20 protein-coding genes are annotated in these 26,587 nt (G+C 70.0%); 10 read left to right on the plus strand and 10 right to left on the minus strand.

All coding sequences use genetic code 11. The features are described 5' to 3' along the window. Positions 1 to 141 precede the first annotated feature (141 nt). From ABZ664_RS03505 to ABZ664_RS03525, 5 genes are all read left to right on the plus strand, one after another. Positions 142 to 1,599: a hypothetical protein gene (locus ABZ664_RS03505; RefSeq protein ID WP_362502350.1), complete on the plus strand. Its 1,458-nt coding sequence runs from the start codon at positions 142 to 144 to the stop codon at positions 1,597 to 1,599. 156 nt (positions 1,600 to 1,755) lie between these two features. Further along, positions 1,756 to 3,372, plus strand: coding sequence for an LCP family protein (locus ABZ664_RS03510; protein WP_362502353.1), 1,617 nt, complete (start codon positions 1,756 to 1,758; stop codon positions 3,370 to 3,372). Between the two features lie 247 nt (positions 3,373 to 3,619). Next, complete coding sequence (locus ABZ664_RS03515; protein ID WP_362502356.1) at positions 3,620 to 5,722, plus strand: acyltransferase family protein; 2,103 nt, start codon at positions 3,620 to 3,622, stop codon at positions 5,720 to 5,722. A 100-nt stretch (positions 5,723 to 5,822) separates the two neighbouring features. After that, a complete protein-coding gene (locus ABZ664_RS03520; RefSeq protein ID WP_362502359.1) occupies positions 5,823 to 6,926 on the plus strand; it encodes a glycosyltransferase in 1,104 nt (367 codons plus the stop codon). Continuing rightward, complete coding sequence (locus ABZ664_RS03525; protein WP_350946455.1) at positions 6,911 to 7,648, plus strand: acetoacetate decarboxylase family protein; 738 nt, start codon at positions 6,911 to 6,913, stop codon at positions 7,646 to 7,648. The genes ABZ664_RS03520 and ABZ664_RS03525 overlap by 16 nt, the downstream gene beginning before the upstream one ends. A 159-nt stretch (positions 7,649 to 7,807) precedes the next feature. Here the strand turns inward: ABZ664_RS03525 and ABZ664_RS03530 are convergent, their stop codons facing one another. The 7 genes from ABZ664_RS03530 to ABZ664_RS03560 form a co-directional block, all read right to left on the minus strand. Next, positions 7,808 to 8,683, minus strand: a complete 876-nt coding sequence (locus ABZ664_RS03530) for a sugar kinase (protein WP_362502363.1) — start codon at positions 8,681 to 8,683, stop codon at positions 7,808 to 7,810. Between the two features lie 13 nt (positions 8,684 to 8,696). Further along, positions 8,697 to 9,578 carry a glycosyltransferase gene (locus ABZ664_RS03535; RefSeq protein WP_362503899.1) on the minus strand — a complete coding sequence of 294 codons (882 nt, stop codon included), beginning with the start codon at positions 9,576 to 9,578 and terminating at the stop codon, positions 8,697 to 8,699. 195 nt (positions 9,579 to 9,773) lie between these two features. Beyond that, positions 9,774 to 10,541: a CDP-alcohol phosphatidyltransferase family protein gene (locus ABZ664_RS03540; protein WP_362502366.1), complete on the minus strand. Its 768-nt coding sequence runs from the start codon at positions 10,539 to 10,541 to the stop codon at positions 9,774 to 9,776. Beyond that, on the minus strand, positions 10,519 to 11,559 hold the full coding sequence (locus ABZ664_RS03545) for an iron-containing alcohol dehydrogenase family protein (RefSeq protein WP_362502369.1): 1,041 nt from the start codon (positions 11,557 to 11,559) through the stop codon (positions 10,519 to 10,521). The genes ABZ664_RS03540 and ABZ664_RS03545 overlap by 23 nt, the downstream gene beginning before the upstream one ends. A gap of 5 nt (positions 11,560 to 11,564) precedes the next feature. After that, positions 11,565 to 12,299 (minus strand): phosphocholine cytidylyltransferase family protein, encoded by a 735-nt coding sequence (locus tag ABZ664_RS03550; protein ID WP_350946451.1) that lies wholly within the window; start codon positions 12,297 to 12,299, stop codon positions 11,565 to 11,567. Positions 12,300 to 12,405: 106 nt separating this feature from the next. Beyond that, positions 12,406 to 13,029 carry a DUF5941 domain-containing protein gene (locus ABZ664_RS03555; RefSeq protein ID WP_362502372.1) on the minus strand — a complete coding sequence of 208 codons (624 nt, stop codon included), beginning with the start codon at positions 13,027 to 13,029 and terminating at the stop codon, positions 12,406 to 12,408. A gap of 139 nt (positions 13,030 to 13,168) precedes the next feature. Further along, a complete protein-coding gene (locus ABZ664_RS03560) occupies positions 13,169 to 14,710 on the minus strand; it encodes a CDP-alcohol phosphatidyltransferase family protein (RefSeq protein WP_362502375.1) in 1,542 nt (513 codons plus the stop codon). 155 nt (positions 14,711 to 14,865) lie between these two features. On the opposite strand from ABZ664_RS03560, the gene ABZ664_RS03565 reads away from it, so the two are divergent. Beyond that, positions 14,866 to 16,410, plus strand: coding sequence for an SDR family NAD(P)-dependent oxidoreductase (locus ABZ664_RS03565; protein ID WP_362502378.1), 1,545 nt, complete (start codon positions 14,866 to 14,868; stop codon positions 16,408 to 16,410). Between the two features lie 151 nt (positions 16,411 to 16,561). Here the strand turns inward: ABZ664_RS03565 and ABZ664_RS03570 are convergent, their stop codons facing one another. Next, positions 16,562 to 17,593: a glycosyltransferase family 2 protein gene (locus ABZ664_RS03570; protein WP_362503902.1), complete on the minus strand. Its 1,032-nt coding sequence runs from the start codon at positions 17,591 to 17,593 to the stop codon at positions 16,562 to 16,564. A 66-nt stretch (positions 17,594 to 17,659) separates the two neighbouring features. Between ABZ664_RS03570 and ABZ664_RS03575 the strand changes: the two genes are divergently transcribed. The 4 genes from ABZ664_RS03575 to ABZ664_RS03590 all read left to right on the plus strand — a co-directional run bounded on the left by ABZ664_RS03575 (position 17,660) and on the right by ABZ664_RS03590 (position 21,376). Further along, entirely contained in the window at positions 17,660 to 19,153 is a 1,494-nt protein-coding gene (locus tag ABZ664_RS03575; RefSeq protein ID WP_362502381.1) for an LCP family protein, read from the plus strand. A 57-nt stretch (positions 19,154 to 19,210) separates the two neighbouring features. Beyond that, positions 19,211 to 19,579, plus strand: coding sequence for an STAS domain-containing protein (locus ABZ664_RS03580; RefSeq protein ID WP_362502384.1), 369 nt, complete (start codon positions 19,211 to 19,213; stop codon positions 19,577 to 19,579). 331 nt (positions 19,580 to 19,910) lie between these two features. Further along, the gene (locus ABZ664_RS03585; protein WP_362502387.1) at positions 19,911 to 20,306 is read left to right on the plus strand and encodes an STAS domain-containing protein; all 396 of its coding nucleotides are present in this window, start codon (positions 19,911 to 19,913) and stop codon (positions 20,304 to 20,306) included. A 188-nt stretch (positions 20,307 to 20,494) separates the two neighbouring features. Continuing rightward, positions 20,495 to 21,376, plus strand: coding sequence for an alpha/beta hydrolase (locus ABZ664_RS03590; RefSeq protein WP_362502390.1), 882 nt, complete (start codon positions 20,495 to 20,497; stop codon positions 21,374 to 21,376). Here the strand turns inward: ABZ664_RS03590 and fxsT are convergent, their stop codons facing one another. After that, positions 21,377 to 25,297, minus strand: a complete 3,921-nt coding sequence (gene fxsT / locus ABZ664_RS03595) for an FxSxx-COOH system tetratricopeptide repeat protein (protein ID WP_362502393.1) — start codon at positions 25,295 to 25,297, stop codon at positions 21,377 to 21,379. It lies immediately after the preceding gene. Then, positions 25,290 to 26,567, minus strand: coding sequence for a TIR-like protein FxsC (locus ABZ664_RS03600; protein ID WP_362502396.1), 1,278 nt, complete (start codon positions 26,565 to 26,567; stop codon positions 25,290 to 25,292). The genes fxsT and ABZ664_RS03600 overlap by 8 nt, the downstream gene beginning before the upstream one ends. Positions 26,568 to 26,587: the final 20 nt, after the last annotated feature.

Below are 26,587 nucleotides of genomic sequence, written 5' to 3' on the forward strand. Positions count from 1 at the left end.
TGGGGCCGGACAGGCACGAGGTCCAGACGGGGCCCGGCAGGGGCCCGGACGGGCCTGGGAGAGCGAACACGAGGGCCGGTGCGAGCACGGAGCCGGGGTGAGAGCCGGTAGCGTACGCGCAGCGTACGAGGAGGGGGACGAGTGATCGGGTGGGTGCGGCGTGGTCGCGGGGTCTCGGGCGATCGCGAGTTTCCGGAGCGCCGCGGGCTCCCCGGTCACCGCCGGCCGACCGACCACCGCTGGTTCCTGGCCGTGCTCGGTGCGGGGATCGCGCTGCGGGTGATCACCATGCTCGGCTACCGGCCCGCGCTCTGGTTCCCCGACTCCTACACGTACGTCGTCACCGCGCTGAAACCCCGGCCCGACCTGGTCCGTCCCGCCGGATACCCGATGTTCATGCGACTGCTCGAACCGTTCCACGAGTTCGCCGTCGTCGTGGCGGCCCAGCACCTGCTGGGGCTGCTCATCGGCGTGCTGGTCTATCTCACCGCGCGGCGGCTGCGGGCGCCGGGCTGGGCCGCGACGCTCGCGTCGGTGCCCTCCCTCCTGGACGCCTACCAGATCCAGCTGGAGCACCTGCTGGTCTCCGACACCCTGTTCGCGGTCCTGGTCGTGTCGGCGGCCTGCCTGGCCGTGCGCGACTCCGTCGGGTGGCGTACGGCGGGCGGGATCGGACTGCTGCTCGCGGCGGCGACGCTGACGAGGACCGTCGGGCTGCCGCTGGTGGCGCTCTTCGCGGCCTGGCTGATCTTCAGGGAGCGGGGGCGGGTGCTCGCGGCGGGAGTGATGATCGCCGCCGCGACGCTGCCGATCGTGGGGTACGGGGCCTGGTTCTACGCGACGTACCAGCGGATCGGCATCGTGGGCGCGAACGGCGTCTTCCTGTACGGCAAGACGATGACCTTCGCCGACTGCGACGTGATGCGCCCGCCGCCCGACCTGGCGGTGCTCTGCGATCCCCGCCCGCCGCACCTGCGGCCTCCCGCGCAGGAGTACGTCTGGGCGCAGGACTCCCCGCTGGTCAAACTGCCCGGCATCACCTTCACCCGGACGAACGACACGCTGGCCGGGCGGTTCGCGTCACTGGCGATCATGAGCCAGCCGCTGGACTATCTCGGCTCGGTCACCTCGGAACTGGCCCGCTCGTTCACCGTGGGCCGCCCGGTCTACCCGGATCAGGAGATCTACGACTACTACCGGTTCCCCGCGACACCGCCCGCGCCGCCGGGGCGCTATCCGGCGACGGTGGGCGCCGAGGCCGCGAAGCGCTACGAGCGGGGGCAGATCTCCACCCGGATCGTCGAACCGTACGCGGGCTGGATCCGTACCTATCAGGGAATCGCAGGACTGCCTGGCGCGGCTGTCCTGGTGGTTCTCCTGCTGCCGCCCGCGGCGGCGTGTGTCCGGCGCTTCCGCCCGGAGTCCACGGCGTGGGCGCTGCCCTGGTCGGTGGCGGTGGTGCTGCTGGTGCTGCCGCCGGCGGTGGCGGAGTTCGACTACCGGTACGTCCTGCCGGCCGTACCCGCCGCCTGCCTGGCAGCGGCACTTGCCGTACGTAAACCTAATTTCAGTAACATTCCTACCAATGTCCGCATTTGAGTATGCTGGCCGCCGGATCCAAACATGGCGGTTGTCAGGGGGCGGTCTTGGCCAAGTTCGCATCATCATGTCTCCTGGCGCGCATCTCGTGATCTACCCTTTGGGCTCGATGACCGAGCATGAGCACCGGACGACGCCGCCGAGCGGAAGGATCGCATGAGCGACCACCGGCAGGCGGCCGTCAGAGACCGCCGGAGCGAACCGACCTCTCCCGGCCACCGCGTATCGCGGCGCTCAAGAGGGGACGCCCCCCTCCAGAGCCCGCCGGGAGACCTCCCGCCGACTCCGCAGGAGAAAGCGCCGAAGGGCCGGGGCCGCAAGCAGCGGCGGCTCAGCATCGGCGCCTGGGCCGGCATCGCGGCGACCGGAGTGCTGGTGCTCAGCACCCTCGGCGGCTACAAGGTCTACCGGGACACCCTCGGCGAGTTCCAGACCGTCGACCTCAGCGGCAAACTCGGCCAGAACCGGCCGGCGGCCGTGAAGGGCGCCCTCAACGTGCTGATCGTGGGCTCCGACACCCGCGAGGGCGACAACCTGAAGTACGGCCAGAAGATGGCCGACGCGGGCAAGCGCACCGACACGATCATCCTCATGCACGTCTCCCCCGACCGCGACAAGGCGACCTTCATCAGCTTCCCCCGCGACTCGGTCGTCGAGATGCCCCCCTGCAAGTCGGAGACCGGCGCGCCGGTCGCGGCCCGCACCGAAATGATCAATGCCGCCTACAACGAGGGCGGCATCACCTGCACGATCACCACGATCGAGGCGCTCACCGACATCCGCATCGACCACTTCGTCGAGGTCGACTTCACCGGCTTCAAGAACATCGTGAACGCTCTCGGCGGCGTCAGGATCTGCCTGACCAAGCCGGTCGACGACAAGAAGTCCAAGCTCACCCTCCCCGCGGGCTGGCACCTCCTCGCGGGCGAGAAGGCGCTGGGCTACGTCCGGCTGCGCAACTACGGCGACGGCAGCGACATCGGCCGCATCAAGCGCCAGCAGGTCTTCCTCAGCCAGGTGGTGAAGAAGGCGACCAGCAGCGAGCTGCTGACCGACCCCGCCAAGATGCTGAACTTCATCACCACCGCCGCCAAATCCGTCCGGATGGACGAGGAACTGGCCAGGGACACCAACACCCTGCTCCAGATCGGGCAGAGCGCTCAGAAGCTGACCGCGAGCGGCGTCAAGCTGATCACCGTCCCGTGGGGCCCCCACCCCGACGACCCGAACCGAGTCGCCTGGGTGCAGCCGTACGCGAACCAGCTGTTCGCCGCGATCAAGAACGACACCGAGGTCACCCCGCCCCCCGACCCCAAGGCCAAGCCGGCCGTCAAGCGCGAGCAGGTCAGACTCCAGGTCTTCAACGGCACGGACACACCGAACAGGGCGAGGGAGGTCGCCGCCGAGCTGGCCGACCAGGGGTTCGTGGTCACCCACGTCGGTAACGCCCGCCCGGCGACCGCCAACGTGCCCACCACCACGGTGCGCTACGCCAAGAAGGACGCCGCCGACGGCCTCTCGTACGGCGACGCGGTGGCCGCCAGACTCTCCGGCGACAAGCGGACCCCGGTCGCGGGCAAGGTCAAGCCGGTCACCACCGAGAAGTACGTCCCGGCCGTGGCGCCCCCGCCCACCCCGGAGGGCAAGGCTCCGACCGGGCCGATCATCCAGCTCGTCATCGGCGCCGACTGGCCGGGCGTCCGCGCCCTCCCGAAGATCCCCGACGCCCTCACGGACAAGGTCGTCGACAGCAAGACCAACCCCTGCAGCTGAGACACCTCCCCTCACCCCGGCCACCCCGAGGGGGCACGGCCGGGCCCGTGACCCCGTGGACAGTCACGATTACCCGAGAACCGTCCGAATCAAAGTGCATGCGTGCGACAGAGGGCGCACAGTCGGTTTAGGGTTGGTCAAGGCGGCGAGGCGAACACCTGCCCGCGTCCCCGACCCTCCCCTGGGCGCCCCGCCGATCTGCCCGACACTTCCCCCGGTCTCCGACAGATAGCTGAGCCTCCCCCTCGTGAGCGACATCCGACCCTTCCAGGTGCCTGCCCCCCAGGACGACGGCGGTTCCGACCCCGGCTCCGGTGGGTCCAGCGGCGGGCAGGGCCGGAGGTCCGCTCCGTGGCCCATGCCCGGTCACGCGCAGGCGTCCGGTGGATCCCAGCCCTCGTGGCCGGAGCCACCGGGACCGGTCACCTCCGGCGGGGCGTCCCGGCGCGACGCCGGGGACGGTCGCGAGGAGAGCCCCGGCGAGGTCACCGAGTGGGGGGGCTACCCGGCGTATCGCGAGCCCCACCCCGGCGGGACCCGTCCCAGCGGCCCTCCCGTCGGCGAATCCCACCCGGGCGGACCCCCCTTCGGCGGGACCTACCCCGGCGAGCCCCGTCCCGGCGAGTCCTACTTCGGCGAGCGTCCCGGCGGCCCTTCGTTCGGCGGGGCCCACGGCTCCCACGACCCGCTCGACCTGTCGAAGCCCCTCGCGCCCGAGCCGGTCCTCCAGGACCCCTCGTGGGACCGCGAGGAGCCCGCCTGGGCGCAGGACGGCCCGTCGTGGACGCGGGAGTCGCCGTGGGCACAGGAGACGCCGTCGTGGGCGGAGGGTCCCACCCCTCCGCAGGGCGCCCCCCGTGCGCCGTCCCCCCGGCCCGACTGGGCCCCGCCACCCACGACGCCGCGCGTCCCCGCACCGGCCTCCCCACCGCCAGGAGTCGCGCCCCCTCAGGCTCCCGGCTGGGCGCCCGCTCCGGGGCAGCCCCGGTTCCCCGAGGAATCCGAGCTTCCCGGACGCCCCAGGCTCCCCGGAGAGCCCCAGGCTCCCGTGCGGTTTCCGAACGCGGAGGCCCCGAGCCCCCGGCAGGAGCCGCGACCGTCCGGTGAGCGCCCCTTCTCGTACTGGGAGAACACCGCCAGGGACGGCGGTCCCTCGTACTGGGAGAACACCACGAGGGATGGCGGCCCCTCGTTCTGGAACCAGGGACCGCAGGCCGAGCAGGAGCTGCGGGCGGAGCGCGAGCGCGAGACGGTCGCCGAGGAGGAGCCCCCGGCCCCTCCGGTCAAGAAGAAGCGCGAGCCGTACCTCGACAACGTGAAGTTCGTCCTGATCGCCCTGGTGGTGATGGGCCACTCGCTCGTCCCCACCCTGAAGGCGCACTCGTCGGAGGCCGCGTACCTGTTCATCTACACGTTCCACATGCCGGCGTTCGTGCTGATCAGCGGTTATCTGGGGCGCAACTTCTGGAACTCCAACGCGAAGATCAACAAGCTGGTCGACACCCTGTTGATCCCGTACATCGTCGTGGAGATCGGTTACGCGCTGCTCCGCTACGGGCTTGGCCAGAAGTGGACGCTGACGATCATTGATCCGGCCTGGCTCAACTGGTATCTGGTGGCCCTTGTCCTCTGGCGGATCTCCACGCCCATCTGGACGCGGATGCGACAGCCCCTGCTGGTCGCGGTGGTCATCTACCTGGTCGCGGGCTTCTCGGAGATCTCCGGTGACTTCAGCATCGACCGCTTCTTCGGCCTGCTGCCGTTCTACGTGCTCGGCCTGCTGCTCAAGCCGGAGCACTTCGACCTGCTCAAGCCCCTCTGGGTCAAGATCACCTCAGCGGTCGTCCTCCTCGGCGCCGCCGGGGTGGCGATCCTCATCGCGCCCCACGTCCCGCGCGACCCGATCTACTTCCGCTACAGCTTCAAGGCGATGGACATGTCCTGGTGGCTGGGCCTCGGCGTGCGAGGCGCCCTGCTGATCGCGGCACTCGCCATGACGGTGGCGCTGCTCGCGCTGGTGCCCCGGGGCGAGACCTGGTTCTCCGACCTCGGCACCCGCACCCTGTACGCCTATCTGCTCCACGGCGTCGTGGTGGTCATCGCCAAGGACCAGGGCTGGCTGAGCTTCCCCTGGCTGTACGGCCCGCTGGGCGTGGCGGCGATCGCGTCGAGCTCGCTCGCCCTCGCCATCGTGCTGTGCCTGCCCGAGACCCGCAAGCTCTTCAAGTGGATGCTCGAACCCAGACTCGTATGGCTCTACCGCCGACCGTCCCCTCCCCCCGCCGCTACCACCGCACCGGCCGAGGACGCACCCGCCGCCAAGGAGAGTTCAGCCTCAGTTCCCCGGTAATTAACGCAACACATCCGGTGATGACGGAACGAACACTCAACATCGGGACATGCGGGTATGCGTCGCGACGATCGCTCATCACCCAGAGGACGCCCGGATCATGCATCGGCAGATCCGGGCGCTCCTCGACGCCGGGCATGAGATCACCTATGTCGCCCCCTTCACCGACTGCAACGTCACCCCGGATCCCGGTATCCGCGCGATCGACGTGCCCCGGGCGACCGCCAACCGTCGCAGACGCGCGCTGAAGGCCGCGCGGGGGGCTCTCAAGCGCGGGGTGGAGGGCGCGGACCTGCTGGTCGTGCACGACAGGGAACTGCTGTTCCGCCTGCCCAGGCGCCGTCCCGTCACCGTCCTGGACGTGCGCGAGGACATCGGGGACGGCTGGGGCGGCTGGGGCGCGACCGCCGCGCTCGGCGTCGGCCTCACCCTCCCCGGCCACCTGAGCCGCGCCCTGCCCGCGCTCGCGCGCCGGATCGGGGCTCCCGCGAAGCACCGCCTGCACCTGATCCTGGCCGAGGACTCCTACCGGGAACGGTTCTCCGGCCCCCACCAGGTCGTTCCCGACACCGCCTACGTCTCCCCGCGCCCGCCCGCGCCGCCCGGCAGGAACCGGGTGGTCCACGTGGGCCACCTCTCCAAGGCCGGAGGCGTGGGCGAGCTGATCGAATCGGCGAGGCGGCTGCTCCCGCACGGGATCAGGCTCGACCTGATCGGCTCCGCCGACGTCCGCGTCAGGCCGCTGCTGCGGGACGCGCAGCGGGAGGGCCTGCTCGACTGGTACGGCTACGTGCCCAACCGGCACGCGCTGCGGATGGCCGAGGGGGCGATCGCCGGTCTGTCGCTCCCGCACGACGCACCCGGCACCCGGCCCGTACCCGCCAAGATCATCGACTACATGTCCAGGGGAGTTCCCGTGGTCAGCACCCCCCTGCCCGCCGCCGCGTCCATGGTCGAGAGGGTCGGGTGCGGCGTCGTCGTACCCTTCGGGGACGCCGAGGCGACGGTACGCGCGGTGCTGGCGCTGCGGGACGACCCGGAAGGGGCGGCCGAGATGGGGGCGCGCGGCCACGCCGAGGCCCTCGCCCGCCACAACTGGCCGGATCACGCGGGCGCCTTCGTCGGGCGGCTTGAGGAATGGGCCGGCAAACCAGTGACGTCCGGCCAGGAGATTGGTGTACTGGAGGCATGGCACGCCATCTGATCCAGGGGCGCGAGGTCACCATGCCGGTCCGCGTCCGCGACGTCATGGTCTGCAGCGCGTCCTACCTGGTCCGGGCGGACGCCGCGCGGGCCGTGATCGCCTACTCGCACCTGGACGTCGCCGAGGTGTTACCCCGCAAGGCCCTGTGCACGCTGGTGTTCGCCGACTACCGCGACGGTGATCTGGGCCGCTACCACGAGTTCGGCGTCGCCTTCCTGGCGAGGCCGCCCGGCGCGGGCCACGTTCCCGGCGGAGGGCTGCGCGCGAACCTGTCCGAGCTGCGCCGCACCGGCGCCGGGGCGTTCGTCCACTGGCTCCCGGTCGACCAGGACTTCACCCTGGAGGCGGGCCGCGCCATCTGGGGCTTTCCCAAGGAGCTGGCCGACATCGACCTGCGGATCTCCTCCCCCTACAAACGGTGCGTCCTGCGCAAGGACGGCCGCCTGGTGCTGGACCTGCTGATCAAGCCCGGCGTCCCGGTGCCGGGCACCGGGATGATGACCGCCCTCGACGCCTACAGCCATCTGGACGGCGTCACCCGCCGCATCCCGTGGTCGCTCTCTCCCCGCGGGGTCCGCACGCGTCCCGGGGGCGCTCTCATCCGCCTGGGCAACCACCCGATCGCCAAGGAGCTGAGCGAGCTCGGTCTGCCCAAACGCGCCCTGATGACGAGCACGATCTCCCACCTGGCCATGACCCTCGGCGAGGCCAAGGAGCCCTGAGACTTCCCGCGAGAGGTCCGGCCGGACGGCCCCGACCGTCCCGGCCGCCGAGTTCCCTGCGGAGCGCTCGGGGAGCCCCCGCACGGCGAGAAATCAGGCACCGGACCTCGAAAAGGCCCTGGCCGCCCGCGCACGGCGAGAGCCGCGCGGATCGGCGGGTCAGGTGTCGAGTTCCAGGAGGGGGAGTTCGGCCCTCGTCGGCAGGCCCTGCCAGTCACTCGGCCCCGACGAGGCGAAGGCCGCGAGCAGGCCGCCCCTGCGCAGCCGGTCGGCCGGGTGGAGACCTTCGAGCAGCGCGCTGAGATAGCCCGCGACGAAGGCGTCCCCCGCGCCGTTGGGGTCGACCACGGGCGCGGAGAGGCTCGCGGCGTCGTGGCGCACTCCGTCGACCCGCACGCTCGCCCCTCGGGCACCGCGCGTCACGATGACCTCGCGATCCCCGGTGAGAGCGGGCTTGACCAGGTCGAGCTCGCTCTGCCGGACGAACAGCACGTCGGCGGAGCAGGCCAGCACGCTGAGGATCTCCTCCGCCTCGCGCAGGTCGGGCCAGAGCTGGTCGTGGTAGTCGATCGCCACCGAGACCGCGACCCCGGCGGTCCGCGCGGCGCGTACGGCCGCGTGCATGGCGTCGCGCGCGCTCAGCGCGGCGGTGATCCCGCTCACGTGCAGGATGCGGGAGGCCGCGATCCGATCCACGGGAACGTTCCCCTGGGCCAGCCTGACGCCGGTGCGGTAGTAGGTGACCCTCGCCGCCTGGCCGAGCCTCGACTCCTTCAGGAGGATCCCGGTCGGTGACCCCTCGTCCACCCGGGCGTCGAAGACGTCCACGCCCTCGCCGCGCAGCACGGTGAGGATCCTCGCTCCCAGCTCGTCGCCGCCGACCTTGCCCAGCCAGCCCACCCGGTGGCCGAGCCTGGACAGCCCGACCGCGACGGTGAACTCGGCCCCGGCGACGTCCAGCCTGGCCTCGTGCTCGTGGCGGATCCGGCCGCTGGTGACGACGCCGAACGCCTCGCCGAGGGTGTATACGTCCACTGGTGATCGGGGGTCAGACGATCGGTGGACGACCGAGGCGGAGCATGCGCCAGGCGGTGTTCCAGCCCATGGGACGACGCTCTCCCGCCGGCTCGCGGAGCCCTTCCGTGAAGCCCTTGAACCACGCGCGCAGGGCGGGCCCGGAGCGCTCGCGGACGAGGGTGAGCACCATCCAGTTGAGGAGATAGAGCCCGGCCAGCGGCCAGGGAAGGTTGCGACGGGCGAGCCAGACCCGGTTGCGGGCGTTGAGGCGGTAGAAGTCGGTGTGCCGGGTCGGGGGGACCTGCGGGTGGTACATGACCGTCTCGGCGTCGTACTCGATGCGGTATCCCTCGCCGAGGAGCCTCCACGCCAGGTCGGTCTCCTCGTGGGCGTAGAAGAACCGCTCGGGGAGCCCGCCGACCTGGAGGAAGGCCGAACGGCGGATGGCGCACGCGCCGCCCAGGAAGGTGGTGACCGGGGAGGACCGCTCGGGGTCGCCCGCGCGCAGGCGGGGAACGTGACGGCGCTGGCCGATGCCGCCCTCGGGGTCCTTCACCCGGAAGGAGACGACCGCGAGATCGTGCTCGGTGGAGAAGCGCTCCCGCAGGTGGGATACGAGCCCGGTGTCGGCGTACCAGCCGTCGTCGTCGAGGAAGAGGACGACGTCGCCGGAACACTCCTCGACGCCTCGGTTACGGCCCGCGGGAATGCCCGCGTTGTGGTTCAGCCGTACACTCCTGATCGAGGCCGAGGACCCCGCGGGCACGGTGGCCGAGAGCTCGGGGACGTCCGCGCCGTTGCCGACGATGACCACCTCGACGTCACCGTCGACCTGGTTCAGCGCGGACTCGACCGCCCGGTCCAGTTCGGGGACACGGTTGCCCATGGTGAGGATGACGCACGAGATCTTCAACGGGTCATCGTCCTGACGCGTCGAGAGCACGTACGGAGCATACTTTCATGATCACCGAGTCTGCTGGGTCGGGAATTCTGGCAGGGCTGGAGTTTCCAGGTATACCGGGGCACAAGCGTATCGGAACCGCCGACGAACACCCGCCAAACGGCGGTGTGTTCGCACCTACGACGCGCCGGGACGCCATCCGGTTCCTCATGAAAGCCGCCTGGACGCCAGAATGCTGATCAGATGCAGGATCATCTGCAGCACGGCGACGATCACGCAGGCCACCACGAGGATCCTCGTCGCCGCCAGTCCTCCGTTGATCGCGTCCCAGATCGCGGCGACCACGATGAGGAGTGACAGCTCGACCGCCTGCACGATCCGGTGGAACTTCAGCGCCGCGGCCGCCTTGCGCGCCACGCCCAGCCCGCGCGACCGGAAGTGCTCGGCCGAGGCCTCGGTCGCCGCGACCAGCCCGGAGCGGGCGCGGGCCACGTCGACCAGGTCGGTCTCCGCCTTGATCAGGATCGCGCCGAGCGCGGCGGCGAACCCCGTCACGGTGTACCAGTCGGGCAGGACCTCCGACGCCCGGAAGCCCAGCCCGATGAGGATCGCGGCCTCGGCGAAGTAGTGGCCGACCCGGTCGAGATAGACGCCCGTGATGGAGGTGCGGCCGGTCCAGCGGGCCAGCTCGCCGTCGGAGCAGTCGAGCAGCAGGTAGAGCTGGACCAGCAGGGCCGCGAGGACGGCCGCCCAGAGTCCGGGCAGCGCGAGCACCGCTCCGGCCAGCAGGCCGGTGAAGATCATCAGCCAGGTGGTCTGGTTGGGCGTGATCGGCGTCTTGGCGAGGAACCAGGTGACGTAGATCGACAGCTTGCGCATGTAGAGAGAGCCGGCCCAGTGCTCGCCGCTGTTGCGGTCCATGGTCGTGTGCGGCTGGGCCACCGCACGGAGCTCAGCGACCGACGGCCCGGACATAATCCTCCACCCGATCGCGAATCTCCGGCTCCGACAGGCGCAGGTGCTCAAGAATCGTATAGCGGCCGGGACGCGTGGCCGGGGCCAGCGCGACCGCCTCGGTGAACTCGGCCGAAGACAGCCCCACATCGGCGGGGGTGACCGGCAGCTCGTGCCCGCGCAGGCAGTCGACGACCTGATTGAGCCTCCGTGAGTCCTCGCGGAGGAAGAAACAGAACGCGGCACCTATCCCGGCGAGCTCGCCGTGGTTGGAGGTGCCGGGAAAAAGCTGATCCACGGCATGCAGGATCTCATGATCTCCGCCACTCGAAGGACGTGAGGATCCGGCGACCACCATCGACATGCCCGACAGGATAAGCGCCTCGGCCAGCACGGTCAGGAACGCGTCGGACTCGATCGAGTCGGATCTGCCGATCACCGCCTCCGCCGCGGTGCGGGCCATCGCGCAGGCCAGGCCGTCGATCGGCTCCCCGCGCTCACCCGCGCCGAGCTGCCAGTCCTCGATCGCCGAGAGGTTGCTGACCACGTCACCGACCCCGGACCTGACCAGCGAGGCGGGCGCGTCGTGCACGAAATCGAGATCGACCATGATGGCGAGCGGCATGGGGACGCCGAAGGAGCCCTTGCCTCCGTCGTGCGTGAGCGAGGCCACCGGCGAGCAGATCCCGTCGTGCGACAGGTTGGTGGCCACCGCCACCATCGGGATCCCGGCCAGCGACGCGGCGTACTTGGTCACGTCGATGGTCTTGCCGCCACCGATGCCCACGACCGCCTCGTACGCCCCCTTGCGCAGGTCGGCGCCGAGCGAGATCGCCGCGTCGACCGAGCCGTCGGGCACCCGGAAGACCTGGGCCTGGCCGAGCGAGGGAGTGATCACCGAGGCGATCCTGTCTCCCTGGCCCGCGCCCACGGCCACCGCCACCCGCCCGGAGGTCGCCACCCTGCTGTCGGCCAGCAACGAGCCGAGCTGGGCGACGGCGCCCCGGCGCACCTCCATGGACAGGGGTGCCGGGAGCATCCTGGCTAGTATCGGCACGCGATCTCCCGCGCCTTGGCGAGGTCGTCGTGGTTGTCTACCTCGACCCACGGGACGTCGCCGATCGGAGCGACGGCGATCTTCTCACCGCGGGCGACGAGCTCCTGGTAGCCGTCCTCGTAGTAGAGCTGCGGGTCGCGCTCGAAGGTGGCCTGGAGGGCGTCGGCGAGGCGGTCGCCGATGCCGGAACGGATGAGCGTGGCGCCGATGTACTCACCGGCGGCGGCGGCCGGGTCCATCAACTTGGTGATCAGCCGCAGGTGGCGGTCGTCGTCGAGGGTCACCTTCATCTCCTCGTCGGCGAGCTTCTTGACGTCGTCGACCGCGAGCAGGATGTCGCTGGTCGCCGGCGCGGAGAGCAGCGTCTCCTCCACCGAGACGGGGTGCACCGTGTCACCGTTGACCAGGAGCACGCCCTGGTCGAAGTAGTCGCGCGCGCACCACAGGGAGTAGGCGTTGTTCCACTCCTCGGCCTTGTCGTTGTGCACGAGGGTGAGCTTCACACCGTGCCGCCGCTCCAGCTCGGCCTTGCGCTCGTGTACCGCCTGCGCCTGGTAGCCGACGATGACCACGACGTCACGAAGATCGGCCGCCGCGAGGTTGCGCAGCGAGATGTCCATGATCGTGGTGTCGCCGTCGACCGGCACAAGCGCCTTGGGCAGCGTGTCCGTGTACGGCCGCAGGCGTCGTCCGGCCCCGGCGGCCAGCACCATTCCCAGCAACGTGCACTCCTCATTCGGGTGAGAGCCTCCCGGCGGGCACTCCTAGGCCCCAAAGATTAGTTGCCTTCACGCCCTGATCGTGTAATCGAGGGTTCGCCGGGCGTTCTCAATCGTGGGCGCCGAGTTCGGCCGCGGCCACCCCGAACCTCGGGGCGGCCAGCCAGCAGGTGACACTTTCCCAGGAGAAGAGGCACCACAGGTAGAGCGAGAGCAGGGCGAATGTCAGCGTGACCTGCCCGGCGAGCCCGCCGAGGGCGATGAGCAGCATCCGGCCGTCCCAGCCGAGGCCGGATGTGGCCAGCCAGGAGGGCGGGTAGACCCGCTGCCTCAGCCGGTAGACGACGTCGTAGTGGTGGAAGGCCATCGCACCGAGCAACATGAAGATCAACCACGGCGGCACGTCGTGCGCGAAGCCCACCGAGGCCACGAAGCCGTACTCGGTGAGGCGCAGGATCGGCGGCACCAGCCAGTCGAGCCGGCCGTCGTGCGGATGGGAGCTGCCGGGACCGGCCAGCAGCAGCGCCACCGCGGGGGCGAACACCGCGGGCCCGTCGCTGCCGGCCACGCCGACGAGGAGCAGCACTCCGGTGACGAACATCCCGACGATCGCGGGCGGCAGCGGCGGGAGTTGCCCGGCCACCATGGCGCCCATGCCCCTCGACAGCACCCCGTCGTCCCGGTAGGCGACCACGGCGCTCCGCGGCACCGGCGCCATATGCACAGAAATCATGATCGCACCTGCTTCTTCCACTTACCTGAGGGTCGCCTGACGGGAGATCCGTCCCGGGTGAGGAGAGACCTGAGGACAGATTCGTCCCTCGTCTGGCGGGACATCCGCCCTCGCCGGTCATCGAGCCCGCGGCCTCCGGTCATCGGCTGAGTGACCTGCCGGTCCGGCCGGAGAGGACGTAGAGGGCCGCGATCCCGCCCCAGACCAGCAGCGCGACGAAGGTCACCCGGGCGTTGAAGAAGGCCGCGGTCACCGCGATCAGGGCCATCCGTTCCCCGATGGGCAACACGATGATCTTCTTGAACCAGCGGGTGGGCGACGCCTTCTCCATGGTCCGCGAGAGCCGGAGGATCGGGTTGCCTACCCCTGGCCAGGCGTCGTCCGCGGCGGCCGCCCTGCCCAGGGAGTCCGCCCTCCCCGGCGAGCCCGCCGCCCTGGTCCAGGCCGCGCCCACCCGGCTCGCGTCGGCGCGTGCCCCCGCGTACGAGAAGTCGATCATGTGGCGGAGCATCTGCAGGATCATCGCGGCCACCGCGAGTGCCCAGATGCCGTCAGGGCCGTCCGCGACGTCCGTCCCCGCCGCGTACCCGACGGCGAGGCCCAGGTAGACGGCGTACTCCTTGACACGGTCGAAGGTGGCGTCCAGCCACGCCCCGAGCGGAGAGAAGGTGCGGGTGTAGCGGGCGAGCTGCCCGTCGACGCAGTCGAGCACGAACGACAGGTAGAGCAGGACCGCCCCCGCGATCAGCCCCGGCCTGGTGCCCTCGGAGAACCAGACCGCCGCGAGCGCGGCGAGACCGACGGATATGCCGGTGACCGCGTTCGGCGTCAGGCCGAGTCCGGCGATCGGCTTCAGCAGGTGCCTGGACCAGGAGCTCACCGCGTACGTGGCGAAGAAGCCGTCGTCGCTCTTGACCGCGGCGTCCAGCCTGGCCTCGTTCTCGTCGACCTCGGCCAGTCGGGGCACGGCCACGTCGGCGTCCGCCTGCACGGTCATCCGGTCGGCGCGGAGGCGGCCCAGCCTCGCCGCGCGCACCTGGACGCCGGAGCGGACGAGTCCGACCAGGAGCAGGCCGGGGGCCTCGCCGCCGTCCGTCGGGCCGAAGCCGCCCGCCTCGGCGAGCTCGGCGAGCGTCTCGGTGGTCTCGGCGAAGCCCGCGAGGTCGGGCACGCCGACCTGGAGCGCCCCCCTGAAGGTGCCGTTGGTCTCGCCCACCTCGTGGAAGGAGGTGCCCGCGGCCACCACCGACCTGCCCTCGATCCTGACCGGCGGTCGCGTCGGCCCCGGCGGCTCGTCCTTTCCACCCACCAGCGCGCAGGTGTCGCGGGCCGGGTGCTCCACGAGCATGGCCAGCGCCTCGGTGTGCGCCACCAGGTCACCGGCGACCACCAGCACCGGCCCGACGGACGAGCGGGCCACCTTCGCGACCCTGCGCAGGTCGTCGGCGAGCCCTTTCGGCCCCTCCGTCCCGATCATGTGGGTGCCGCCCGGCACGTGGATGATGTCACTGGAACGGGCCACCACGTGCACATCCCGTACGGGAAGCGCGGCGAGCTGGCCGGTCAGCCTGTCGAGGAGCGTCCCAGCGGAACATCGCAGGTCGGACGCCTCGGTGGTGGCGAGCACGACCGCGACCGCCTGCGAGGCGTCGGACGAGACGGTGGCGCGAGAGTCAGGCAATCCGGGCTCCTTCGTATCCGACGGGATCACCGTACGAATCGGGGAGTGCGCACTCAGCGTAGCTAGATCTTGACGGGATAGCACGGGAGCACGCCGGACGATCAGGTACACACCCATTACGCTCGCCATACCCGAACTGTCAAAGGAATCCGATTGTGGCCGAACCTGAACCGCGTCCCCGAACCGTCGGTGTGGTCCTGGCGGGCGGCGTCGGCCGACGCGTCGGCAACGACACCCCCAAGCAGCTGCTGGAGATAGCGGGCAGGACGATCCTCGAACACACCCTCGCCCTGTTCCAGGGGGCACCGGAGATCGACGAGATCATGGTCCTGATGGCGCCCGGCTTCACCGGCGAGGTGGAGCGGATCGTCGAGCGCGGCGGCTTCACGAAGGTCGGCAGGATCCTGGAGGGCGGCGCGAGCCGCCCGGAGACCACCTGGCGGGCGCTGCAGGCCCTGGGGACGCGGGAGTGCCACGTGCTGCTGCACGACGCCGTACGGCCGCTGGCGGACAGAAGGATCATCACCGACTGCGTCGAGGCGCTGAGGACCTTCTCGGCGGTCGAGGTGGCGATCCCGAGTTCCGACACGATCGTGGTGACCTCGCCGGGACCGCACGGAGAGATCGTCAGCGACGTCCCCGACCGTGCCGGCCTGCGCCGCGTCCAGACCCCGCAGTGTTTTCGGCTCTCGGTGATCCGCGAGGCGTACGAGCGTGCCTTCGCCGATCCCGGCTTCGGCGACCGACCGGCCACCGACGACTGCGGCGTGGTGCTGCGCTACCTGCCCGGCGTGCCGATCCACGTGGTGCCGGGCAGCGAGCGGAACATGAAGGTCACGCACCCGGTGGACCTCTTCGTCGCCGACAAGCTCCTCAGGCTCGCCGCGAGCGAGGTCCCCTCCCGTTCGGACACCGCCCTGCGTGAGGCGCTGGAGGGCAGGACCGTGGTGGTCTTCCGCGCGGACGACGGCGCCGGCGCCGAGGTGGCACGACTCGCCGGAGAGTACGGCGCCCGGGTGTTCCCCTTCTCCGGATCACCGGCCCCTTCGGGAACGCCAAGCTCCCCTGACACGCCAGGCCCCTCCGACACGCCAAGCCCTTCCGGAGCGCCAGGTCCCTCCGGCGCACCGGACACCTCGGGAACGCCAGGTCCCTCCGGCGCACCGGACTTCTCCGAAATGCCGAGCCCTTCCGGCGCGTCCGGCGAAGTGCGCGTGGACGACCCCCGGGCGGTGGCCGACGCGCTCGCCCGGGTCGTCAAGGAGACGGGCGGGATCGACTACGTGGTCGGGGCGGCGGGCGCGCCACCATCGGGCAGGCTCGACGCGGTGGACGACGCCGCGATCGCCGGGACCGTGAACGCCGACCACCTGGGCCCCGTCACCGTCGCCAGGGCGGCACTCCCCCATCTCCGCGAGACGCGGGGGCAGCTGCTGTTCCACTCCCCCTCTCCCGGCGGGGACGGGGCGGGCGAGGGCCTGCGCTCCTTCGCGGGAGCCGCCGTGGCCGGGCTGACCCTCGCCCTCGCCAGGGAGTGGGCGGAGTACGGGGTTCGGGTCAACTGCGTGAACCCCGGACGGGCCGGAGCCGCGACGCCGTCGGGCCCTTCGGGTCCGTCCTCCCCGCGCGCCGTCGCCCGCACCTCGCTGGACGTGCTCGCCTCCGGCGTCACCGGTCAGGTGATCGACGCCCGCCCCTGACCGGCGCGCGCCCGCCCTGACGGGCACGCGCCCCCTCTGGCAGACATGCGCCCCCCTCGGACGCTCACTCCGCTCTGACGGGCACGCGCCCCGGCGAGGTCAGCCCGGACGCGCTCCGGCGAGGGCCGGTCCGAGCGCGCCTCGACAGGGGTCAGCCGCCCGCGTGGCCGGGCTTTCCCAACCTTCTCGGGCTGGTGAGGAAACCCCAGCCCCACGACATGTGCATGGTGACGTAGACCAGCGGCAGCCGGACGAGCGCCGGGGTGGGCAGGCCGCTGCCGGTGATCGCGGAACCGGCGAGGATCGCCACCAGGTAGCCACCGGGGATCAACAGCCCCGGCCAGAAGAACGGAGAGACCGCCAGGCCCGCCAGGATGGCGAGCACGGCGAGCGGAGGCGCCAGGTAGCGCAGGTTGATCGTGCCCTCGTGGGTGCGGGCGACCACCCTGCGCCAGCGGCCGTAGTGGAAGTACTGCTTGGCGAGGGCCCTGAGGTTGGGCCTCGGCCGGTAGGAGACGCGCATCCGGGGCTGGAACCAGACCAGGCCGCCCGACTCGCGGATGCGGTGGTTCATCTCCCAGTCCTGGGCGCGCTGGAAGTGTTCGTCGTAGCCGCCGACCCGCTCCAGCGCGTCTCGGCGGAACACACCGAGGTAGACCGTGTCGGCCGGGCCCGCGGTGCCGCCGGTGTGGAACCGGGCGCCGCCGACACCGATCTTGGACGTCATCGCGCGGGCCACGGCCTGCTCGAAGGGAGTGACGCCCTCGGCCGCCATCACGCCGCCCACGTTGTCGGCGCCGGTCTCCTCAAGGGTCTCCACCGCGACCTGGAGGTAGTCCTCGGGGAGCATCGCGTGGCCGTCCACCCTCGCGATGATCGAGTTACCGGACGCGGCGATCGCCGCGTTGAGCGCGTTGGGGGTGCGGCCGGTCGGGTTGGGAACGACGATCACCCTGGGGTCGGCTGCGGCGATTTCGTCGGCGACTTCCTGGGTACGGTCGTGGGAGGGGCCGATCGCGAGCACGACCTCGATCGGTCCCGCGTATCGCTGCGACAGCACCTGACGCACCGCCTCCCTCAGATGGCGCTCCTCGTTCAGCACCGGGATGACGATGGAGATGGGGGGCCAGACACGTGTCTCGGAAGACGACGCCGGCGAGGGCGAGTCGGGGAACTGCTTCATGGCGTCGCTCACGCTACTGTACGAACGGGTACCTCATCGACCCAGCTGGAGCCTAGGGGGCCATGCATGCGCGACCCGGAGGAGGATTCGGGTGTGCACGTGGGCGGTGACGCCTACGGAAGCGTCCGGGTGAACCCGAGGCGTGTTCGCAGGTCGGCGAGGGGCGCCCGCACCAGACGGCGCGGCCTGGTGATCGCCGGCGCACTCTCCTGCCTGGTCCTGGGCAGTTCGGGAGTGACCTGGGCGTTGACCAACTACGCCACGACGAAGATCGAGGCGGTCGACGCCGGGATCCAGGGATCGCGGTCGAGCACCGGCGCCATGAACATCCTGGTGGTCGGGGTCGACAAGCGCGACAACCTCACCCGCAAACAGCAGAACCAGCTCAAGCTGGGCCGCGAGACCGGCGAGCGCACCGACACCATGATGGTGATCCACGTGTCGGAGGACCACCGCAAGGTCACCGTGGTCAGCCTCCCCCGCGACACCTGGACGGCGATCCCCGGCAACGGCGAGCACAAGATCAACGCCGCCTACCAGTTCGGCGGCCCGAAGCTCACGACTCGCACGGTGCAGGCCGTCACCGGCCTGACCATCCATCACTACGTCGAGGTCAACGTACTGGGGTTCATCGAGGTGGTCGACGCCCTCGGCGGCATCTCGGTCTGTACCCCGGTCCCGATCAACGACCCGAAGACCGCGCTCAACCTGGAGCCGGGCACATACTCCTTCGACGGCGTCAAGGCGCTCGCCTACGCCCGCACCCGCGCCACCGCCCGCTCCGACCTCGACCGCATCGATCGCCAGCAGCAGGTGATCTCCGCGTTGCTGAATCAGGCGCTCAGCGGCGAGACGCTGACCAACCCGGTCAGGCTCGCCTCGTTCGTCGACACGGCCCTCGACACGATCCGGGTGGACGACGCGCTCCGCGGGGACCTGCTCGGCCTGGCCGACCAGCTCAAGGACGTCTCCACCGACGACGTGACCTTCGCCACGGTCCCGCTCGCGGACGTCGACTACAAGACGCCGACCGGCGAGTCCGCCGTCCTCTGGGACAAAGCGGCGGCCAAGGAGTTGTTCCGCAGGATCGCCGCCGACGAGACGCTCGTCAAGCCCTCCAAGCCCCCTAAGGCCACGCCCACCCCGACGGCCTCCCCCTCGGCTCCCGCGCTGACCGTCGCGCCCTCGCGGATCGCCCTCACCGTGCTCAACGGCACCACGATCACGGGCCTGGGCGCGCAGACCAAGGCGGACCTGCAGAGGGTCGGCTTCCTGGTGCCCGAGATCCCCGGCAACACCCCGCAGAAGGACTTCGACAAGACCGTCATCCGGTACGGCCCCGGCCGCGAGGACTCGGCACGCACCGTCGCCGCCGCGCTGCCCGGGGCGAACCTGCGCCCGGTGGAGAGCCTCGGCGACAAGATCGAGGTGGTCGTCGGCCGGAAACACGAGCGGGCGAAGAAGGTCACCGTGAAGGAGACCGCCGCGCCTACACCGGTCGCCACTCCTACCGCAACTCCGACAGCAAGAACAGCGACGGACAATATCTGCAAAAAGTGAGCTACGTGCATAACAACCTTCTGCCAGGGCAGCTGAAAAGGCACGGAGGTGATGATTGTGATCTCGACATTCGACGTTCAGACGTGGCGCAGTGGCACCTGTGTGGTCGTACAGGCGGCGGGCGAGCTCGACATGGCCGTGGCTCCGCGGTTGCGCGCGGAGATCGACCACGCCCTGGAGGACGCCGGAAGCCCGCACCTGGTGCTGGACCTGACGGGCGTGCCGTTCTGCGACTCGGTGGGGCTGGGGGTCATCGTGGGCACGCTCACCCGGATCAAGGAGGCCCACGGTCACCTCATGCTGGTGGTGAGTCCCGGCATGATCACACACCTGTTGACGATCACGAATCTCGACAGGCACTTCGAGACGCGAGCCACCCTGCGCGACGCGCTGGACGCCATGGCCCCGAGTCATTCCGCAGGCTGACCCCGCCCAGCTCAGGCCCGCTTTCCCACCCGGCGCAGGGCCCTCTCCCGCCACTCGGGAACCGCCCTGACAGCCCTTCGGGGACACGGCTACAAAGCTGTTTCCTTGAATAGCTGGCACATATCCAGGTTGGCATCTACACTTCGCTTCGAAGCTACACGATCACGGAAAGCGATGGTTCGCACCGTTAGGGAGTATCGTGGCTTCAGGTCGTCCATCCCCTCCGCGCCCGCACGACGCGGCCAGGGAGGCGGCGAGCTGAAGCCAGGCGTCCGAGCGACACCCCCTGGCCGGATACGTACATTCACGTCAGCCTGCAGGGAAGTGGGCGATGAACGCACTACAACTCACGAGCGAGCACGCCGATGGCTTCGTGGTCATCACGGTGGCCGGTGAGCTCGACCTCGCCACCAGGCCGAAACTGTCGGTCTTCACCCAGGACGTCATCGACGCCCACCCAGGTACGGTCATCATCGACCTCTCAGGCGTCACCTTCATCGACGCCTGCGGCCTGAGCGCGCTGATCGCCATCAGGCGGCACGCGCGCGAACGGGACACACCTCTGCTTCTGGCCGGAGCCCCGCCCGTGGTTCTCAAGCTCCTGAAGCTCACGAACCTCGACGCGTCCTTCACCGTCGTCTCCCGCACCGGAGCGATGAGCCCTCCGCCAGGCTGTCCCGAGAGTGCCTCGCAGGTCCAGACGGCCACCCCCCTCGCCGACAGATAGCCCCCGCCCTCAGTGGCGACCGAGGAGCCACCTGGCACACGAACAGCGTGACCAGGTGTGGCTCCCCGTCGCGAAAATGACACTTTTCTGTCATGCCGTATCGGGGCAAGGTGAAAGGGGGGCATGTCGGCCAGAGGAGGCGAGCTTTGACGAGGGCCGTGAAAACGACCGACACCACGAAGCTCGCAGTGAAAGACAGCAGACAGCTCACGTTCGACGGCAGGCGCCTCACGTTCGAGGAGCGAGGTAAACCCGAGGGAATCCCGATCTTCATGCTGCACGGCACGCCGGGAAGCCGGGTCGGCCCGCGCCCTCGTGGATCCGTCCTGTACCGGCTGGGAATACGACTGATCACCTTCGACCGGCCGGGCTACGGCGGCTCCACCCGGCTGCAGGGGCGCTCGGTCGGCTCCGTGGCGGGCGATGTCGAGAGGATCGCGAACCACCTCGGGATCGAACGGTTCGCCGTGATAGGCCGGTCCGGAGGAGGGCCCCACGCACTGGCGTGCGCCGCGCTCCTGCCGGGCCGCGTCACCCGCGTCGCGGCCCTGGTGAGCCTCGCACCGCCCGGCGCGGAGGGGCTGGACTGGTTCGGCGGCATGACACGGTCGAACGTCGTGGAGTACATGGCGGCCCTCGCGGGCCTCAACCACCTGACCCAGATCCTGACACCGGCCGCGCACGCCATCCGCAGCGACCCGGCCCACCTCATCAGCGGCCTGTACGAGGAACTGTCCGAGGCCGACCGGCGGGTGGTGGCCAATCCCGGTATCCGGGCGATGCTGCTGGAGAACTACGCGGAGGCCCTGCGCGACACCGCCGCCGGGTGGATCGACGACGCGATCGCCTTCTGCTCCCCGTGGGGTTTCGATCCGGCCGACATCACCGTCCCGACCCTGGTGTGGCACGGCGAGAAGGACAGGTTCTCCCCGGCCGACCACTCGCGCTGGCTCGCCTCACGTATCCCCACGGCCCGGATGACCGTCCAGCCCGGAGCCGCGCACTTCGGTGCCCTGAACGTGCTGCCCGACATACTCCCCTGGCTCGCCAACCAGGAGCGGATCATCTGATCACCAGGGCTGTGGTTCGAGATCGCGGTTCACCCGGCGCCACGCCGCGAGGTCGGCCACGTAGGGATGATCGTCACCCAGCACGCGCCGCATCGCGTTCAGCACCCGCTCGCGGATCTGCTTGGCCTCGGCCGTACGCCCCCCGGTGTTGAGCGTCACCGCCAGGTTCGCCTCGCAGACGAGGACGTCCGGATGCTCCGCGTGCAGGACGGCGCGCAGGTTTTCGAGGGTCTGCCGCTCCAACGCCTCCGCTGCGGGCAGGTCACCGAGCTCCGCCAGGCAGCCGGCCGTGCCGATGGCGCAGACCAGGGTCGAGGGATGGGTGGCGCCCATCCTCGCAGAGAGAGCGAGGAGCGTCCGCTCCGCGAGCTCCTTCGCCTCCCGGAAGGCACCGAGCTCCCGCAGGTAGATCGCCACGTTGTTCGCGGCCGTCAGGGTGTACGGGTGATCCTCTCCGTGCACGCGCGAGAAGTGACCCATGGTGTCGGCGGCGAGCTCGTGGGCGCGCTCCACCTCCTGGGTGACGGCGAGGCAGGAGGCGAGCTCCAGGCTCGCGACGAGGGTGTCGGTCATGGTCGCGCCGTACCGCGCCACATACCGGGCGAAGGTCTCCTCCGCCTGCCGGCGGGCCTCGGACTCCCATCCGGCCCTGCGCAGGGCGGTGGCGAGCCCGTTGGCGGTTCGGAGGGTGTCAGGCCAGTCGTCCCCCAGCACATGGCGGTACTGCTCCAGGTTGACTCGCATCATCTCCAGGCACTCGCGGAAGTTCCCGAGTTCACGCAGGTCGCGGGCGAGACTGGCGGCCGAGTAGAGGGTGTAGGGATGAGTGTCGCCGAGCACCACCTTGCGGCGGTCCGTCGTCTCCTGGTCGAGGTCGCGCGCCCGCGAGAAGTGACCGGCCAGCCTGAGGCTGGCCCCCAGGTTGTGGGCGGCCATCAGGGTGCGGCGATGGTCGACGCCGAAGAGTTCCTTGAGACGGTCGTAGGTCTCGACGTCCATCTCCAGCGCCTGCCGGAACTCCCCCAGTGCCCGGAGGTCGGCCGCGAGCCCGCCGGCCGTCATCAGCGTGTACACGTGGTAGTTGCCGAGCTCGCGGCGCTGCTGGGTGAGGACCTCGGTGTCGACGGTGTGCGCCTCGCCGTAGCGGCCCTGGGAGCGCAGCGTGTTGGCCATGTGGAAACGGAGGTGCACGGTCTGCCTGTCCCCCCTGCCGAGCTTCTCGTTCCACTGCCTTTCGAGCTGTGAGCCGAGCTGGAGACTCGCGTCGAGCTCGCCGCGCTTCCACAGGTAGCGAACGCGGTCGATCAGCAGCCGCCGGGTCTCCTCCTCGTCACAGGTGGCGGCGGAGGAGGGCACGAGGTGCGGCCAGATCTCCTCGTAGCGGGGCCAGTTCTCCGGGTCGTCGGTGTCACCGACCCTGGGCCGGGCCGCCACCAGGACCCGGTGCACGTCGTGGACGGTGTCCTCAAGCTCGTCGGCGGTGAGCCGGCTGCGGACCACCGCCTGGATGAGCCGGTGGACCTGGATGGAGTTGTCCGCCTGGTCGACCTTGGCCAGCGCGTAACGACCGAGTTGCAGGATGACGGGGCCGAGCATGAGCTTCTCGCGCACCGCGTCGTCGAGCGGCGCCAGGCAGTCGACCATGGCGTCGCAGTACAGCATGTCGAGGGAGATCGGCTCCGGCGCGAAGAACGCGAGCAGTTCGAGCAGCCGGACCGAGGCGGGCGAGCGCTCCCTGAGCCGGTCGAACGACAGGTTCCAGGTCGCCACGACCGGAACGGGATAGTCGCTCCGCGGCTCGGCGAGGGCCAGCACCTCGGTCAGCCGCTCCTCGAGCTGCTCGACGTACTGTCTCGCGGGCATGCCCGTCTGCTCCAGCCAGGCGCCGGCCTGCTCGATGGCGAGCGGAAGATCCCCGAGTGCCCGCGCGACCCTGTCGGCGTCCTCGGGCGCGAGTCCCGGTGCCCGGCGCAGCAGGTGCTCGACGCTCTCCTGGCGGGTGAAGACGTCGACCTCCAGCGGCTCCGCCATGCGCGACCAGTCCGTGTTGCGCGAGGTGATGAGAACGTGTCCCGCGCCGCTGGGGAGGAAACGTTCGAGATCCCGGGGGTTGTCGGCGTTGTCGAAGATCAGGAGCCAGTTCTCGTAGGGATCTCCCCGGCGCAGCGCCTCCCTGGCGGCCTGCGCCGCCTCGGCGACGTTGTCGCCGACGCGCAGCCTCAGGAGCGGCGCGAGCTCGGCCATCACCGGGTTGATCTGGTCGAGATGCTCGGCCGGGATCCACCAGACGACGTCGTAGTCGGCCATGAAGCGGTGGGCGTACTCCAGCGCCACCTGGGTCTTGCCGACACCGCCGAGGCCGTACACGGCCTGGGGCAGGACGACCGTCCTGCTGCTCCCGACGATCTGGTCCCTGAGCCGTTCCAGAACGGCGTTGCGCCCGGTGAACGTCGCGTTCCTGGTGGGCAGGTTCCAGACCGGGGGGCGCGTGCCGGGAAAGCGCGGGCTGACCGGCCCCGCGTCGTCCGAACCCTCGACCGGCTGGGCCGGCCTGCCCACCACGCGGAGCAGGGCCTCCGTGGCCTGGGACTCGTCGAGCCGCATCAGATCGACGCTGCTCCGCTCGCTGAAGGGCGGAACGAGTCGTATATCGGTCACCCGGACCGGGATCAGCCAGTCACGAACCGTCGGATCGATCCCCCCTGGGGCCTCGGCGACGGCTTGCGCCTCTTTCGAGCGCAGGTAGGCGGTGGAGAGCACCGCGACGACGCGGGAGGCATAGGGGTTCCTCTCCCGCTCGTGAACGTCGTCTGACGTGAGGAGGCCCTGGCGCACCCGGAAGCCGGCTCGGGTGAGGGTGACCCCGATCCACTCCGCCCACAGGCGGTCCTCGGGGACATAGCTGAGTGTGACGACCGTCGGGACGCCGAGCGCCTTCCCACGCAGGAACCTGTCCCTGACGCGCAGCCGGAGCTCCTCGTCCATGGGAGGCAGGGACCGGACCTCCCCTCCGCTGATCACTGTGACGAGCCGTTCGAAGGCGGCCAGGAGGGAGGTAGGCGATCCGGGGGCGTCACCGAACGCCGCCAGTGTCTCCTCGAACCCGTAGAAGGGCTTGTAGGGGATCTCCACCTCGCCCCAGTAGGCGCGCAGTTCCTCGATGTCCATGGAGGCCGGGAACCGGTCGAACTGGCGGCGGGCGAATGCCCGTCCCGCCTCCAGCCTCTCCTTCTCGCTCTCGTCGATCCGCATCGGCACCGGCAGAATCCGGATGCCGCGTTCGTGGTAGCGCTCATCGATGTGGTGGGCGATCGCCGAGGCGCCCTCGACCCCCTGGTTGCTGAGGGTGAAACAGACCACGAGGGTGTCGGGAAAGTGCACGGTGCAGATATCGGCCATGTCGTTGAGACCGGTCCGGCTGTCGATGAGGATGTAGTCGTAGTTGCGCTTCATGTCGGCGCGCATCGCGTCGAAGAACGTGCCGCCCTTGAGCTTGTCGTAGAAGTCGTCCCAGTCGAACGTCGACACCAGGGAGGCGTAGTCACGGTTCTGGCGGCCGGCGGAGAGGAAGTCGAGGCCGCCCTCTCCCGGGAACCCGTTCCAGTCCAGCGAGACCGCGTGCCGCAGCACCTTCGCGTAGTCGAGATGCCAGGGGCCCTGCCGGGGCTGCTGGCTCCTGGCCGCCAGGGCGTACTCGTTGGTCATCTCGATCACACCCGGCGTCGAGCCGATCGTCACCCTGTCGAGAAAAGGCCGGAAGAACTTGTGCAGCCCCGGAGACTCCAGGTCCCAGTCGACGACCAGTACCCGCTTGCCGTTGGCCGCGAGGATCCAGGCGGTGTTGGCGAGGGCCATGGTGCGCCCGGTGCCGCCCTTGTACGAGTAAAAGGTGACGACGTGACCCTCGGGGGCGTCACTCATGGCGTTCCTCCGCGTCATTGGCGTCAGGCGAGGACTGGGGCCCCTGCAGCCGCGGGCGCTCGATCGAGGGTTGCCCCTCGGGGGGATGCGCCGGGGCGTGCCGCAGGTACTGCGTGGCGGTCGAACGGGCCGTCTCAGCCACGGCCCTGTTGAACTCGCCGAGCGAGGAGACGACGGTGACCGCGGACTGCGTGATGCGTCCCGTGGCCATCTTTCTTGGCAGACTCCCCTCCAGAAGCCCTCTCAGCCGCGCCTCCGCCTGAGCGGTCTCGGGGTCGGCGCGGTTCATCACCAGTATCACCGCGACCCACTGCTCGCTGGATTCGTCCAGCCACCGCAGCGACCGCAGCAGTTTCGCCGAGTCCGCGGCCCAGATGTCGAGCAACACGACGCACGGACACTGCTGCGCGTCCTTCGCCGTATCGGGCGACTCCGCGAGCTGACCGGGCTCGGGAAGGTATCCGAGCCGGTGGAGGATGCTCTGGGCGTGCTCGATCAGCGGTATCTCGAGTGCGGGCTCGAAGGGATTCCATTTCAGCGGGGTCGCCGGCTGGAGAGCCCGCCTCCGCCCTCCGGGCGGATCGGGGGAATCGGGGGACACGACGGTGACACGGATGCGTCGGCCGTTGGGACGATGGGTCCGGTAATGCCCGAAGGCGCTCTCCACGGAGTGGTAGTCGGGCGGTTCCGTCCGCACCAGCTTGGCGTTTTCCCCCGCGTCGACGATCCGCCGCGCCAGTTGGTAAACCGCCAGCTCATAGGCCGAGTGAAAACGCCGGAGCTTCATGATTCCGTAGAAACCGTGTTCTTCGTATTTGGAGGTGGGATCCGAATTCCCCACCTGGATGTCACGGATCGCCTCAGGAAGATCTTCCATGGCGAACGGCACCCAGATGGCGGGGACGATCACCTCGATCTTGCCGAGGCCGAGCTCCTCATGCAGTGCGACCCGTCGCGAGAATGCGGCCCACTCCCTGCCGCACTGTTCACTTTCGAAATAGCGCCGAGAGTACAGCGGAACGAAGACCCTGCAGGTCGCGATGGCCCTGGCCAGCATATCGGGCCAGACGCTCCCCGCACGAAGATTCCGATCTATGAAACCTGGACTGGCGCCGTGCCGCAGGCCACTCAATTGCATGACGTCCTTGCACAGATCGTCGAACAGCCTCTTCACCCACTGATCGGGATCACTGGGATCACTTAAGTCGTGCTTCGGCGTGTGTGCATAACTGAGAAAGAAGTAGGGACCGGCTCGTGGATCGTCCAGCACGAGCAGTCACACCTCCCGGC

This window comes from Streptosporangium sp. NPDC006930 (assembly GCF_040635605.1).
In the GTDB taxonomy this organism is placed as follows: domain Bacteria; phylum Actinomycetota; class Actinomycetes; order Streptosporangiales; family Streptosporangiaceae; genus Streptosporangium.